Source organism: Actinomadura montaniterrae, from assembly GCF_008923365.1.
In the GTDB taxonomy this organism is placed as follows: domain Bacteria; phylum Actinomycetota; class Actinomycetes; order Streptosporangiales; family Streptosporangiaceae; genus Spirillospora; species Spirillospora montaniterrae.
In genome coordinates this window covers 1-14,366 of the sequence record NZ_WBMR01000231.1, presented here as the reverse complement: position 1 = coordinate 14,366, position 14,366 = coordinate 1, and the positions used below count along the sequence as shown (strand labels likewise).

The following is a 14,366-nucleotide window of genomic DNA, read 5'->3' as shown; positions in this document are numbered from 1 at the left end:
GTGCCGGGCGCGGCGGCGAGGGCCGGGCCGGCCCCCACCGCGAGCCAGGGCAGCAGAGCGGCCAGCGTCACCGCGCGTCTGACCGCTCTCACGCCGTGCCCGCCGTCACGCCTCGTCCGCCAGCCGGTCCGCCGGCCGGTCCGCCCGATGGCCGCCCGGCGCCGGGTCCGCCTCGGGGCGGACGTCGTTTTCCCGCACCACGGCCCCGATGGTAGTCGGGACCGGCCGGGCGCCGGACTTCCGCGGCGGATCAGCCCACCGGATGGCGCCGTCCCGGCGTGTTCGGCCGCCCGCCGCGCGCCGCGGGCGCCGGGACGCCCGGCACGGCGGCCAGGTCGACCGGCTTGGCCTGGCACAACGCGGCGAGGTCATGGCCGCGGATGCCGAGCGCGGTGGACGGCTCGCCGGTCGGGGTGTAGACGACGTCCGGGCCGGGCGGGCCGTCCACCAGCCGCTGGTCGATCAGCAGCGGCATCGACTCCGGCAGCAGCAGCGGGCAGACCAGCCCGGCCGCGTACTCGGTGACGGCGTTGACCAGGTCGGCGCGGGCGGGCCCGACCCGCCGGGCGCCCATGGCGCGGCGGACCGCCTCGCCGGGCGGCCGGTCCCCCGCCCGGACGATCACGCCCGTCAGGAAGCACCGGCCGGGACGCGCGCCGCCGCAGTCGAAGTCGTCGTGCGCCGGCGCGTCGTGCGCCGCGTCGTCGCGCCCCGGCGCGTCGCGCGCCAGGGCCTCGCGGGCCGCGTCGTCACGGGCAGCGTCGTCACTGGCCGGGCCACGGGCAGGGTCGGCGTGCGGCGGATAGCCGTACTCGAGATCGCCGAGGGGCGGGCCGCCGGGGTCGGAGTCGTCGCAGGCGAAGACGCGCGTCACCAGGCACCGGTCCGCCGGGAGGCCGAGCGCCTTCGGCAGCTCGTCGGCGTGGGCGATGCCGATGGGCAGCCGCACGATCTCGTGCACGGCCTCCCATTCGAGCAGCGCGCGGTGGAGGGTGAGCGCGTCCTTCATGATCTGGCTCCGTCCCGCGGGGCGACGCCCCGCACAGCCCCGTGTCGGTCTCCCTGTGCCCCCGTACGTTGCACTCTGCGGGGAATCACCCCACATACCCGAGGTGCTCCGATCAACACTCGCCGAACGGCAGGTGAAGCCTCCCGATGCGCCTGCGCCGCAGGTGCGGCGGACCGTACCGCCTGGGGATCCCGCTACCGTGGTGCGTACGGGAGGCTCACCGGCGGTCGCGCCGGCGGCATCGGGGTGCCCAGAACGTAACCCGGGGCCGACGCCGTGTGAAGGGCCCGCGCCCGCCGAAAGTCCTTTGTCAGCCCGCTCACCAAGGAAATACGCTCGATGGCCGTGCTCGACCAGGTGCCCGACGACAACGAGAACCCCAGCGCCGCGGCGCGCCGCAGGACCGCGATCGCGGAGCTGCTGCGCCGGATAGCGCCGGTCGCCGACGGGCTCGGCGAGCGGTTCGCCGCCGCCGGGCACGAGCTGGCGCTGGTCGGCGGGCCCGTCCGGGACGCGCTGCTGCGCCGCCCGTCCAAGGACGTCGACCTGACCACCGACGCGCCGCCGCAGAAGATCCTGGAGATCATCGACGGCTGGGCCGACAACGTCTGGACGATCGGCATCGAGTTCGGCACGGTCGGGCTCCGCAAGGACGGCCACGAGCTGGAGATCACCACCTACCGCAGCGAGTCCTACGACCCGAAGTCCCGCAAGCCGGAGGTGTCGTACGGCACGTCCCTCGTCGAGGACCTGCGGCGCCGCGACTTCGCGGTGAACGCGATGGCCGCGCGGCTGCCCGGGTACGAGTTCGTCGACCCGTTCGGCGGCCTCACCGACCTGCAGCGCAAGGTGCTGCGGACGCCCGGCAGGCCGGAGGACTCGTTCAGCGACGACCCGCTGCGGATGATGCGGGCCGCCCGGTTCGCCGCGCAGCTCGGCTTCACCGTCGCGCCCGACGTCGTCCAGGCGATGAAGGACATGGCGGGGCGGATCGAGATCGTCTCCGCCGAGCGGGTGCGCGACGAGCTGTCCAAGCTGATCTGCGGGCGGTACCCGCGGGAGGGCCTCGCGCTCCTGGTCGACACCGGCCTCGCCGCGCACGTCCTGCCGGAGCTGCCGAAGCTGCGGCTCGAGATCGACGAGCACCACCGGCACAAGGACGTCTACGAGCACTCGCTGATCGTGCTGGAGCAGGCGATCGCGCAGGAGAAGGAGGGGCCCGACCTGGTCCTGCGGCTCGCGGCACTGCTGCACGACATCGGCAAGCCGCGGACCCGCCGGTTCGAGGCCGGGGGCCGGGTGTCGTTCCACCACCACGAGGTCGTCGGCGCGAAGATGACCCGCAAGCGGCTGACCGCGCTGCGCTACCCGAAGGACGTCGTCGCCGACGCGTCGCGCCTGGTCGAGCTGCACCTGCGGTTCCACGGCTACGGCACCGGCGAGTGGACGGACTCGGCCGTCCGCCGGTACGTCCGGGACGCCGGTCCGCTGCTCACCCGGCTGCACAAGCTGACCCGCGCCGACTGCACCACCCGCAACAAGCGCAAGGCCGACCGGCTCCGCCGCACCTACGACGACCTGGAGGCGCGGATCGAGCGGCTCGCCGAGGAGGAGGAGCTCGCCGCGATCCGGCCGGAGCTGGACGGCAACGAGATCCAGGCGATCCTCGGCATCCGGCCGGGCCCGCTCGTCGGCAGGGCCTACAAGTTCCTCCTCGAGCTGCGCCTCGACCAGGGCATGATCGGCAAGGAGGCCGCCGAGCGGGAGCTGCGCCGCTGGGCCGCCGAGGAGGGGATCGAGCCCGAGGACGGCGAATCCCCCGAGGGGGGACGACCCCCCACACCCCCCGGGCCGACCGGGTCGGAGTCGTGATGATCCCGCTGCAGCTGGGCCGGATGAGCCCCGCCGAGACCGAGCGGATGCTCGCGTTCGACCGCGACCACATCTGGCACCCGTACGCGCCGATGCCCGCGACGGCGCCCGCCCTGCCCGTCGTGTCCGCGGACGGCGTCCGGCTCACCCTCGCCGACGGCACCGAGCTGATCGACGGGATGTCGTCGTGGTGGGCGGCGATCCACGGCTACAACCACCCGAAGCTGAACGCCGCCGTCACCGGGCAGCTCGGCAAGATGGCGCACGTCATGTTCGGCGGGCTCACCCACCCGCCCGCCGTGCGGCTCGCCGAGCGCCTCGTCGAGCTGACGCCCGAGCCGCTGACCAAGGTGTTCTTCGCCGACTCCGGCTCCGTCGCCGTCGAGGTCGCGATCAAGATGGCGATGCAGTACTGGCGGTCGCAGGGGCGCCCGGAGCGGCGCCGGCTGCTGACCGTCCGCGGCGGCTACCACGGCGACACCTTCGGCGACATGGCGGTCGCCGACCCCTTCAACGGCATGCACCGGGAGTTCAGCGACGTCCTCGCGCGGCACGTGTTCGCGCCGGTGCCGCCGCTCGGCTACACCGCCGACCCCGACCAGGCCTACATCGACGAGGTCGCGAAGCTCGCCGCCGAGCACGTCCACGAGCTCGCCGGGATCATCGCCGAGCCGATCGTCCAGGGCGCCGGCGGCATGCGCTTCTACGCCCCCGAGTACCTGCGGGCCCTCCGCGACATCGCCGACGAGCACGGCCTGCTGCTGGTCCTGGACGAGATCGCCACCGGGTTCGGCCGCACCGGCGAGCTGTGGGGCTGCGACCACGCCGAGGTCGTCCCCGACATCATGTCCGTCGGCAAGGCCCTGACCGGCGGGTACATGACGATGGCCGCGACCCTGTGCACGGACCGCGTCGCGCACGGCATCACGTCCGGCTCGGCGGGCGCGCTCATGCACGGGCCGACGTTCATGGCGAACCCGCTCGCCGCCGCGGTCGCGTCCGCGTCCATCGACCTGCTGCTGTCGCGCGACTGGCGGACCGAAGTCGACACCATCGAGGCCGTCCTGACCAGCGAACTCTCCGGCGCCGAGGAGCTGCCGGGGGTCGCCGACGTCCGGGTCCTCGGCGCGATCGGCGTGGTCGAGGCCCGCGAACCCGTCGACATGGCCGCCGTCCAGGACCTCGCGACGGCGCACGGCGTGTGGCTCCGCCCGTTCGGGAAGCTGATCTACACGATGCCGCCGTACGTGTGCACCGAGGACGAGGTCGCCCACATCGGCTCGGCCCTCCACGCGATCGCCGAGTCCCTCCAGCCGTCCGCCTAGGCCGACCCCGGCATCGCCTGGTCCCGGAGGCTAGTCCCGGAGGCTGGTCCCGGAGGCTAGTCCCGGAGGGGGACGGGCTTTGGGGTGCGGACGGAGGCCGTCCAGAACGCGGCCGCGCCCGCCGCGTACGCGACGACCACCGCGACCAGCGTCATCGACGCGACGCCATCTGGCGGCAGCCACGTCGCGGCGAGCGCCGCGGCCGCCGCGAACGTCGTGTTGAACAGCATGTCGTACACCGAGAACACGCGGCCCCGGTACGCGTCGTCGATCGTCTCCTGCAGCGTCGTGTCGACGCACAGCTTCACGCCCTGCGACACGACGCCGAGCCCGAACGCGCCCGCCGTCCACGCCGTCTCGGAGAACGGCAGGCCGAGCAGCAGCATCCCCGCCGCCGCGGCGGCCAGCAGCAGCGCGATCCACGCCTGCTTGCTGATCCGCCGCACCACCGGCGGCGTCACGAGCGCCGCCGCGAAGTACCCCGCCCCCGACACGCCCAGCATCAGCGCCAGCGTCGCCAGCCCCTCGTCGGCGTCGTCGGAGAAGTGGCCGCGGCACAGCAGCAGCGTCATCATCAGGATGATCCCGTACACGAACCGGTGGAACGAGATCGCGCCGAGCGCCAGCGCCGCCTGCCGCCGTCCCGCGATGTGCCGCGCCCCGTCCGCCAGGCCGGACAGCACCGCGGCGAGCGCGTCCCGCACGCCCGGCGCGTCCCGGCCGGGGCCGCGGCCCGCGAGCGCCTCCGCCTCCGCCGGGTAGGGGCCGAGCAGCCCGCGCGGCAGCAGCGTCGCGATCGCCCCGGCGGCCAGGTACATGCCCGCGCCCGCCGCGAGGATCAGCGCCGTCCCCCGCTCCCCGCCGCCGAACAGCGCGCGCAGCAGGTAGCCGGCGCCGCCCCCGACGAACGCGATCACCGTCCCGCTCGTCACCGAGAACGCGTTCGCCGTCACCAGCTGCTCGCGCCGCACCACGTGCGGCAGCGCCGCCGACAGCGCCGACAGGAAGAACCGGTTGACGCCGAGCACCACCAGCACGGCCAGGAAGAAGCCGGCGCCGTCGCGCCCGCTCGCCACCAGCGCCGCGACGACCAGCACGACCATCGCCCGCAGCACCGGCGTCCACACGAGGATCTGCCGCCGCTGCCACCGGTCGATGAACACCCCGGCGAACGGCCCGAGCGCCGAGTACGGCAGCAGCGTCACCGCGAACGCCGCCGCGGCCTTGCCCGCCGTCGCCTGCCGCTCCGGCGAGAAGAACACGTAGCCGGCCAGCGCGACCTGGAAGACGCCGTCGGTGAGCTGGGACGTCAGGCGCGTCGCGTACAGGCGGCGGAAGTCCCGCCCCCGCACGATCGCGCCCAGCTCACCCGCTTTCACCTGATCAAAGTACCCGGGGCCGGGCACCCCGCGGCCCCGGCGCGGCGCGGCAGGAACGGTCCTTTGCCGAGCCGCCGGCGACCCAGGAGCCTCCGGCGGCCGCTACGACAGGGCGGCCGCTACGACAGCCACAGCCTGGTGTAGTCGTAACCGGCGGCCGTGGGGACGAACAGCGCGCCGTGGACGCGCGACGACCGGAAGATCGTGTGCGCGCGGTCGAGCAGCGGGACGATCGCCGCGTCCGCCATGATCAGCTGGTCGGCCCGCTGCCAGTACCCCGCCGCGCGGCCCGCGTCCGGCGCGGTGAGCGCACCGTCGATCAGCGCGTTGACCTGCGGATTGTCGTAGCCGCCGTAGTCGGTGGAGTTCTGCCCGTAGCCGCGCCCGTCGAACAGCGGCTGGATGATCGAGCGGCCGTTGTTGCCGTACCAGTCGGGCGTCCAGCCGGGCGCGGCGATGTCCCACTGGCCCTCGCGGGCGCGCGCGGGCGTCGCGATGGTGCTGGAGTAGAACGAGCCGCCGGTGTCGGGGGTGAGCCTGGTCTCGACGCCGCACGCGGAGAGGTTCTCCGCGATGGACTGGGCGATGAGCTTGTGGACGCTGTTGGTGCGGTACGGGAACTTCAGCGTGAGCTTCCGGTGGCCCGTCTTCGCCAGGAGCTGCCGGCACTTGCCCGGATCGCCGGACTCGTCCGGCGTCGGGTACGGGTTCGACGCGGCGTACCCGGAGTTGCCGGGCGGGATCACGGTGTGCAGCGGCTGCGCCACCGACGGCCCCCCGACGATCTTGATGAGGGCGCTGCGGTCCACCGCGTACTCCAGCGCCTGCCGCACCGCCCGGTCGCCGAGCGCCCCGCCGTTGTTCGGACTGTGCAGGTTGAACACCAGGTACGGGCTGTTGCTCGGGGTCTCCCGGATCGCGAACCGCGGGTCGTCGCGCAGCCGCGGGATCGCCGACGTCGGGACGGGCTGGTCCCACGCGAGGTCGGCGGCGCCCTGCTCGATCTGCTGCTGGACCGTCTCCGCCGAGTCCTGGCCGAGGGTGATCTGGATCCGCGCCACGTGCCGCTCCCGGATCGGGTCGGCGTCCTGCCGCCAGGCCGGGTTCCGCGTCAGCAGGTAGGAGATCCCCGGACGGTACTGGGCGATCTGGTACGGGCCGTCCGAGATCATGTGCTGCCGCAGGCCGGGGCTGTCGGGCACGTACGCGTCGTACTCGCGCGGCGCCGCCGCCGTGAACGGCAGCGACAGCAGGTTGAGGAAGTCGCTGGCCGGGCGCTTCAGCCGGAACACCAGCGTCCGGTCGTCCTTCGCGCGGACCCCCTCGATCGGGTGGGCGCGCTGGTAGGCGGCGATCGCCCGGGCGTCCCTGGCGTTCACGCCGCCGAAGCCGCGGCAGAACCCGTCCATCCCCTTGATCGTCGAGATGTAGTAGCCCTTGCCGGCGGACGGCGACGCCGGGTTGCACAGCCGCTGGAACCCGCGGACGAAGTCCTGCGCGGTCACCGGCCGCGGCGGCGAGGAGTTCCACATGACGCCGTCGCGCAGCCGGATCGTGTAGCCGCGGCCGTCCCTGCTGACGTCGCCGTTCTCCTTGCTGGGCAGCCGCGCCGCGACGTCGGCCTGCACCGGGAGCGTCTCGGCGAAGTCGTTGGACGCGCGGGTGGAGAACAGCGTCCGCGCGAACGTGCGGACGAGCCCGTACCCGCCGACGCTGGCGACGGACGCGGTGTCCAGGTGCTCGACGTCGGACGAGCCGACGATGCGGAGCGTCTCGCCGTCGCGGGGCGGGCCGTCGGCGGACGCGCCGTCGCCCCCGCCCCCGCCGCCGCACGCGGCCAGCCCGACCGCGAGCCCGGCGATGCCCGCCGTCACCTTGATCACCTCGCGCGCCATCTCGTCCTCCAGTCCGGCACTCGGCAGCTGGTGTGCGATAACCGGCGGTGTCACAGTAGGGCCAGAGCGTGACAAAGAGCCGCTACATCACCGTTTTATGTAGAGAAGTAAGGACGCCCTGACAGCGGGATGTCCACTGTCAGGGCGTCCTGGGAGAGCTTTGTGACAAGACTCTCAGCGCGAGGCGGGGGTCAGCGGTCGACCTCGCCGGCGATGAACTTCTCGACGGCCTGGCGGGCCTGGTCGTCGTTGTACTGCTCCGGCGGCGACTTCATGAAGTAGCTGCTGGCGGACAGGATCGGGCCGCCGATGCCGCGGTCCTTGGCGATCTTCGCGGCGCGGACCGCGTCGATGATGACGCCGGCGGAGTTCGGGGAGTCCCAGACCTCCAGCTTGTACTCCAGGTTCAGCGGGGTGTCGCCGAAGGACTTGCCCTCGAGGCGGACGTAGGCCCACTTGCGGTCGTCCAGCCACGGCACGTGGTCGGACGGGCCGATGTGCACGTCGGCCTTCGCCATCTCGTGCGGGATCTGCGAGGTGACCGACTGCGTCTTGGAGATCTTCTTGGACTGGAGCCGCTTGCGCTCCAGCATGTTCATGAAGTCCATGTTGCCGCCGAAGTTGAGCTGGTACGTGCGCAGCAACTCGACCCCGCGGTCCTCGAACAGCTTGGCCATGACGCGGTGCGTGATGGTGGCGCCGACCTGCGACTTGATGTCGTCGCCGACGATCGGGACGCCCGCGTCGGTGAACTTCTGCGCCCACTCGGGGTCGGAGGCGATGAACACCGGCAGCGCGTTCACGAACGCGACCTTGGCGTCGATGGCGCACTGCGCGTAGAAGCGGTCGGCCTCCTCCGAGCCCACCGGCAGGTACGACACCAGCACATCGACCTTCGCGTCCTTCAGCGCCTGGACGACGTCGACCGGCTCGGCGTCGGACTCCTCGATGATGTCGAGGTAGTACTCGCCGAGGCCGTCGAAGGTGTGGCCGCGCTGGACGGTCACGCCGGTCGGCGGGACGTCGGCGAACTTGATGGTGTTGTTCTCGCTGGCGTGGATGGCCTCGGACAGGTCCATCCCGACCTTCTTGGCGTCCACGTCGAACGCGGCGACGAACTCGACGTCGCCGACGTGGTAGTCGCCGAACTGGACGTGCATGAGGCCGGGGACCCGCGTCTCGGGGCTCGCGTCCTTGTAGAACTCGACACCCTGGACGAGCGAAGAGGCGCAGTTGCCCACACCCACGATGGCTACGCGCACGGAACCCATCCGATTGCTCCTTAACTCTCTTGCGGTTGCGATCCTCGCCCGCCCCGGAGGGCGAACGCCACCACTGGCGGGACCTGAGGTGGAGTTCACCCGTCCCAGGTGGGGCCGCTCCTCAGCGGCCCTTGTCCCGAGGCATGTCCTTATTGCTTTCGAAAGATCTGGCTTGCTGTTCCTGCTCGGCCCGCTCGCGCCCGATCAGCTCGTTGAGCCAGCGGACCTCGCGCTCGACCGACTCCAGCCCGTGGTTCTGCAGCTCCAGGGTGTAGGAGTCGACCCGTTCCCGGGTCCGGCCGAGGGCGGCGCGGACGGCCTCCAGGCGTTCCTCGAGCCGGCTGCGCCGGCCTTCGAGGATCCGCAGCCGGACGTCGGCGCGGGTGTGCGAGAAGAAGGCGAAGTGCACGCCGAACCCCTCGTCCTCCCAGGACGCCGGACCGGCCTCGGTCAGGAGGTTCTGGAGCCGCTCCTTGCCGTCGGCGGTGAGCTTGTAGACGATCTTCGACCGGCGGCTCTGCAGTGCCAGCGTCGCGTTCGGCTCCTCCGGCCGGTCCTCGACGATCAGCCCGTTGGCGAGGAGCTGCTTGAGGCACGGATAGAGGGTCCCGTACGAGAAGGCGCGGAACATGCCGAGCAGGGTGTTGAGCCGCTTGCGCAGCTCGTACCCGTGCATCGGGGACTCGTGGAGCAGGCCGAGCACGGCGAGCTCCAGCACGCCCGCGCCCTTCTTGCCCGCCATGGCGAGTCCCTCCGCAGAGTCGATGTCTCCGTTCGATGTATCGAGTGAATGTATCGGCTCGATACATCGCAAAGATACGTACCCGGTCGCATCCTGGCAAGCCGCCCGCCGAAAACGGGCCCTTCGCGGTGATCTACCGGGCTCCGGGCCCGCGGCTTACCCTGCTCGTACGCCGGGGTCCGAGCCGCCCGGCACCACGGCGAGCCCACCGAGACCCCTTGCCCGGTCTGCGCGCGGGCGCGCCTCACCCACGTCGCCTACGTGTACGGGGATGGGCTGGGCCGGTCCGCCGGACGGGCGGCGGCGGCCGCGGAGCTCGCCCGGATGGACCGCGAATACGGCGAATTCAGGGTGTATGTGGTGGAAGTGTGCCAAAGTTGCGCCTGGAACCACCTGACCGTGTCCTACGTCCTCGGTCGCGGGGAGCAGCGCCCGCAGCGGTAGCCGGATAAGGAGGAGCAGCCGAGGAGAGGGCGTCCGACCTGCGGGAACGGTTCCCTGCCCTACACCGTGCTCCCCCCGCTCACCAGCCCGCACAGTACTCTTCGGACGGCGCACGAGCCGCCGCCGCACCGGGGCCCCCTCCGGCGCGCACGGCCCGCCGCCCGTCGTCGTCCCCTGTTGATGAGGTCGCGTGAGTAATCCAAGCCAGCCCCGACCGGAGTCCGGGTCGCCAGGGCCGGGCGGGCACCAGATCCCCCGTCTCGGCCGCACCGGCGAACCGGAGGTCCCGGACGCCCCGCGCCGTGCCGCCGACCCCGCCGCCGGCGGTCCGACGCCCCCGCCTCCGCCGGGCACGCCCGGCCAGAGCCCGGGGCCCCTCGGCTCCCCGCCGCCGCCCGTGGACCCCTCGGGGATCAAACTCGACGCGACCGCCGTCTTCGGCCCCCCGCCGTCCGGGCCGTCCGGACCGTCCGCGCCGGTGAGCCCTCAGCCCGGCGCCGCCTTCCTTCCGGACGACCCGCTCGGCTCGTCCTTCATGGGCAGCACCGGCACGGGCGCCGCATCGGGCGGCGCGGAGAACGCCGGTTCGGGCAGCGCCTCCAACGACTACGGCGGGGACCCGCTGGGACAGGGGCCGGCCTTCGGGTCCGCCGCGCCCGCGCCCGGCCCGTCCGCCGGTCCCGCCGGGGATCCCCTCGGCCAGGACCCGCTCGGCGGTCCCCCGCCGTCCGGCGCCGGTGCGTCCGGTCCGCTCGGTGCCCCTCCCGGCAACGCTGGCCCCCCGGCGGGCGGCGACCCCGGGCCGCTCACCATGCCCGACCTCCACGGCGCCGCGGTCTCGCCGCATCCAGCCCCGGGCACGCCCGGCTCCGTGCCGGGCGCTCCGAACAACCCGATGAGCTCGGGTGCTCAAGGCAGTCCAATGGGCGTCCCCGGCGGTCCGATGGGTTCTCACGGCGGCCCGCCTGCTCCTGGCGGCGCGGCCGGTCCGGGTGCCCCGGGCGGCCAGCCCGGCCCCGGCGGTGCGGGGACGCCCGCCGCCGGTATGGGCGGCCCGGCCGGTCCCGGCGGCCTTGGTGGCCCCGGCGCTCCGGCCGGTCCCGGGGGGCCGGGTGGTCCCATGGGTCCGGGTGGGCCGGGAAGTCCGATGGGTGCCGGAGGCCCCGGTCGGCCGGGTGGTCCCGGTGCGGTGGGCGGCGTCGGCGGGCCGAACGGTCCTGGCGGTTTCGGGATGCAGGGCGGCCCCGGCGGGCCGGCCGGGTTCAACTCCCCCGGAATGCCCGGCGGCCCCGGCGGGCCGGGTGGGCCCGGTGGTGCCGGTGCTGCGGGCGGCGCGGGGGCCGCGGTGGGCGCGGGCGTGACCGCCGCACTCGGCGCGGTCAGCGGGGTGCTCGCCAAGTTCCGCAGCGGCGGGGCGCCCGGCGGCCCCGGGAAGCCCGGCGGCCCGGGAGGCCCCGGTGGTCCAGGAGGACCCGGTGGCCCGGGTGGCCCCGGTGGGCCGGGACGGCGCGCGCCGAAGAAGGGCTTCATCGACCACCTGCGGTCCCGCAGCACGGGCTGGCGGCGGTTCCTCCCGTCGTGGAAGGTCGTGGCCGGGGTCTTCCTGCTCGGCGTCGCCGGCGTCGTCACCATGATCGGGGTGGCGTACGCGAACACGCCGACGCCCGCGGAGCCGACGGTGGCGGGCGTCGAGGACCAGGCGTCGATCTTCTACTACACCGACGGCACCGAGATCGGCCGGATCGGCAAGAAGCGGCAGAGCGTCGAGCTGAAGCAGGTGCCGGCGTTCGTGCAGGACGCGGTGCTCGCGGCGGAGAACCGGAGCTTCCGCACCGACCCCGGGTTCTCGATCAAGGGCACGGGGCGCGCGGTGTGGGTGAACCTGACCGGCGGCCACGGCGGCGGCTCGACGATCACGCAGCAGCTGGCGAAGAACTACTACTCCGACCCGAACAACCGGACGATGAGCCGGAAGTTCAAGGAGCTGTTCATCGCGGTGAAGCTGGACAAGAGCCGGTCCAAGGACGAGATCCTCAAGCTGTACCTGAACACGATCTACTTCGGCCGCGACACCTACGGCATCCAGGCCGCGTCGCGGGAGTACTTCGGCGTCAACGTGTGGCAGCTCAAGCCGGACCAGGCGGCGCTGCTCGGCGGCATGATCCAGGACGCGAACCGGGACCCGGCCGACAAGGCCAACAAGGCGTACGTGACCAGCCGGTACCAGTACACGCTCAAGGGCATGGTCTCGATGGGCAAGATGTCGAAGGCCGACGCCGACAAGTACATGCAGCGCGTCCCGAAGGTGAAGGACGCGGGCACCGGCGACCAGCTGTACGGCGGCCAGCGCGGCTACATGCTGATGCGCGCGAAGGAGGAGCTGCGCCGGCAGGGCATCGAGCAGCAGGAGCTGACGACCAAGGGCCTGCGGGTCTACACGACGTTCGACCGCAAGCGGATGGCGATGGCGAAGAAGGCCGCCGAGCACACCGTCCCGCAGGTGAACCCGAAGAAGCTCGCGAAGAAGGGCATCCGGGTCGGGCTCGTGTCGGTGAACACCGCGAACGGCGAGGTCGTGGCGTTCTACGGCGGTCCGGACTACCTGCAGCAGGCGTTCGACAACGTGTGGAGCGGGTCGGCGCAGGCGGGGTCGGCGATGAAGCCGTACGTGCTGGCGACGGCGCTGAAGCAGAACTACAGCCTGAAGAGCATGGTCGAGGGCAAGTCGAACACCCCGATCGACATCACCACCGGCAACGTCGTGCCGAAGGGGTCGCCGAACTCGGTGACGGTGCCGAACAGCCATGACGTGGCGCCGGCCGTCGACCTCGTCACGGCGCTGAAGGAGTCGGTGAACACCGCGTTCATCCAGCTCATCGCGAAGGTGGGCGTCCCGGAGACGATCGAGACGGCGGAGGACGCCGGGGTCGCGTCCACGCTGCTGGAGGGCTACAAGCACCAGCTGAACCTGGCGCTGGGCGTCAACGACATCCGGCCGATCGAGCAGGCGGCGGGCTACCAGGCGTTCGCGAACGGCGGCGTCTACCACCAGCCGCACGTGATCCGGGTCGTGAAGCAGAGCGACAACAGGACCGTGCGGCTGAAGCCGAAGTTCGAGACGCACCGGGTGTTCGACGCGAAGGTGGCGGCGGACGCGACGTACGCGCTGCAGCAGGTCATCAAGAGCGGTACGGCGACGGCGGCGGCGCTGCCGGACGGGCGTCCCGCCGCCGGCAAGACGGGGACCACCGACCGGAACGTCTCGTCGTGGTTCATCGGGTTCGTCCCGCAGGTGTCGACCGCGGTGACGATGTACAACGACAAGCTCGGGCCGGACAAGAAGAAGCAGTCGGTGGTGCTGCCGCAGATCGGCGAGGTCGAGGGCGGGACGATCCCGGCGCGCATCTGGCGCTCGTACATGGCGCAGGCGACCAGGGGCATGGACATCGAGCCGTTCCCGAACCCGGTGTTCGGCGGCATCGTGCAGAAGTGGGCGAAGCTGCCGCCCAAGAAGAAGAAGCACGACGACCGGCCGCCGTGGTGCAACAGCCCGATCGGCAAGTTCGACCCGCGCTGCAACGGCGACGGCAACGGCAACGGGAACGGCCAGGGGAACGGGCAGCCGTGCCAGACGCCGTTCCAGACCGACTGCGACCCGAACAAGCCGCCGAGCGACCCGCCGCCGAAGTGGTGGTGCACGATCCACCGGGGCGACCCGGCGTGCCGGAAGCAGCGCGGCGGCAACCAGCCGAACAGCGCGGCGGTGGCGCCGCTGCTGCCGCTGACGAGGCCGCCCGAATGAACGGCCCGCGCGCGCGGCGGCCGCAGACGGACCGGCCGCGGATGGATCGGCCGCGGACGGATCGGCCGCGGATGAACCCGCAGGGGCGTCCGTGAACGTATTCATGGCCGACGGCCGGGACCCGTCCGCAGGGAGGCGGGACCCGGCCCGCCCCGGCCGTGCCCAGAGACCCCTCGACGGATCGGGGTGTGACATGAGCCATGTCCGCGTAACGCCGTGCGGCGCGGTGGCGGGCATCGCGCACCCGGATCCGGCGGGGCATGCCGAGCCACGGCGGGGCTGGTCGTCCCGCCTGGCCGGCCCCGCCCGCCACCGGTCCGGACATCCCGGACCCAACGGGCACGTTCCAGTGCGTTCGTCCGGGACGGGGGACGGCATCGTTCCTCCCCCGCCCCCCACGCCTCCGGGTGAGCAGTACGCTCGGACGACGCAAAGCCGTACCCCAGTTGATGAGGTCGCGTGAGCAACCCAAGCCGTTACGGACCCGAATACGGAGAGGGCCCCCCGCCCAGGAGGGGCTCCCCCCGCCCCGGCGCCCCGGGCATGTCCCAGGGCGCGCCGCGCGGGGGTCAGGGCATGCCGCGCGGAGCCCAGGGGGCGCCGCGCGGATCGCAGATGGGCGCGCCGACGCCCGGG

At 72.8% G+C, this 14,366-nt stretch carries 8 protein-coding genes and 1 pseudogene; 4 read left to right on the top strand and 5 right to left on the bottom strand.

Annotated elements, in window-relative coordinates:
- Positions 1 to 250 precede the first annotated feature (250 nt).
- Positions 251 to 1,009, bottom strand: a complete 759-nt coding sequence (locus F9B16_RS53170) for an aminoacyl-tRNA deacylase (RefSeq protein WP_225992431.1) — start codon at positions 1,007 to 1,009, stop codon at positions 251 to 253.
- 339 nt (positions 1,010 to 1,348) lie between these two features.
- Between F9B16_RS53170 and F9B16_RS42360 the strand changes: the two genes are divergently transcribed.
- A complete protein-coding gene (locus F9B16_RS42360) occupies positions 1,349 to 2,881 on the top strand; it encodes a CCA tRNA nucleotidyltransferase (RefSeq protein ID WP_151545911.1) in 1,533 nt (510 codons plus the stop codon).
- A complete protein-coding gene (locus tag F9B16_RS42355; protein ID WP_151545910.1) occupies positions 2,881 to 4,206 on the top strand; it encodes an adenosylmethionine--8-amino-7-oxononanoate transaminase in 1,326 nt (441 codons plus the stop codon). Before F9B16_RS42360 ends, F9B16_RS42355 begins: the two co-directional genes overlap by 1 nt.
- 56 nt (positions 4,207 to 4,262) lie before the next feature.
- On the opposite strand, the gene F9B16_RS42350 is transcribed toward F9B16_RS42355, so the two are convergent.
- The 4 genes from F9B16_RS42350 to F9B16_RS42335 form a co-directional block, all read right to left on the bottom strand.
- The gene (locus F9B16_RS42350; protein WP_151545909.1) at positions 4,263 to 5,585 is read right to left on the bottom strand and encodes an MFS transporter; all 1,323 of its coding nucleotides are present in this window, start codon (positions 5,583 to 5,585) and stop codon (positions 4,263 to 4,265) included.
- 119 nt (positions 5,586 to 5,704) lie between these two features.
- Positions 5,705 to 7,480 carry an ABC transporter substrate-binding protein gene (locus F9B16_RS42345; RefSeq protein ID WP_151545908.1) on the bottom strand — a complete coding sequence of 592 codons (1,776 nt, stop codon included), beginning with the start codon at positions 7,478 to 7,480 and terminating at the stop codon, positions 5,705 to 5,707.
- 191 nt (positions 7,481 to 7,671) lie between these two features.
- Entirely contained in the window at positions 7,672 to 8,751 is a 1,080-nt protein-coding gene (locus F9B16_RS42340) for an inositol-3-phosphate synthase (RefSeq protein WP_151545907.1), read from the bottom strand.
- Positions 8,752 to 8,863: 112 nt separating this feature from the next.
- Positions 8,864 to 9,484 carry a PadR family transcriptional regulator gene (locus F9B16_RS42335; protein WP_151545906.1) on the bottom strand — a complete coding sequence of 207 codons (621 nt, stop codon included), beginning with the start codon at positions 9,482 to 9,484 and terminating at the stop codon, positions 8,864 to 8,866.
- 189 nt (positions 9,485 to 9,673) lie between these two features.
- Here F9B16_RS42335 and F9B16_RS42330 point away from each other — a divergent pair.
- Both F9B16_RS42330 and F9B16_RS42325 read left to right on the top strand, forming a co-directional pair.
- Positions 9,674 to 9,928: pseudogene (locus tag F9B16_RS42330) on the top strand (DUF5318 family protein); the annotation flags it as partial.
- Between the two features lie 1,357 nt (positions 9,929 to 11,285).
- On the top strand, positions 11,286 to 13,730 hold the full coding sequence (locus F9B16_RS42325) for a transglycosylase domain-containing protein (RefSeq protein ID WP_151545905.1): 2,445 nt from the start codon (positions 11,286 to 11,288) through the stop codon (positions 13,728 to 13,730).
- Positions 13,731 to 14,366 lie beyond the last annotated feature (636 nt).

Coding starts and splice junctions, on each gene's coding strand:
- F9B16_RS53170 (WP_225992431.1), bottom strand. CDS start 1,009: ATGAAGGACGCGCTCACCCTCCACCGCGCGCTGCTCGAATGGGAGGCC.
- F9B16_RS42360 (WP_151545911.1), top strand. CDS start 1,349: ATGGCCGTGCTCGACCAGGTGCCCGACGACAACGAGAACCCCAGCGCC.
- F9B16_RS42355 (WP_151545910.1), top strand. CDS start 2,881: ATGATCCCGCTGCAGCTGGGCCGGATGAGCCCCGCCGAGACCGAGCGG.
- F9B16_RS42345 (WP_151545908.1), bottom strand. CDS start 7,480: ATGGCGCGCGAGGTGATCAAGGTGACGGCGGGCATCGCCGGGCTCGCG.
- F9B16_RS42340 (WP_151545907.1), bottom strand. CDS start 8,751: ATGGGTTCCGTGCGCGTAGCCATCGTGGGTGTGGGCAACTGCGCCTCT.
- F9B16_RS42335 (WP_151545906.1), bottom strand. CDS start 9,484: ATGGCGGGCAAGAAGGGCGCGGGCGTGCTGGAGCTCGCCGTGCTCGGC.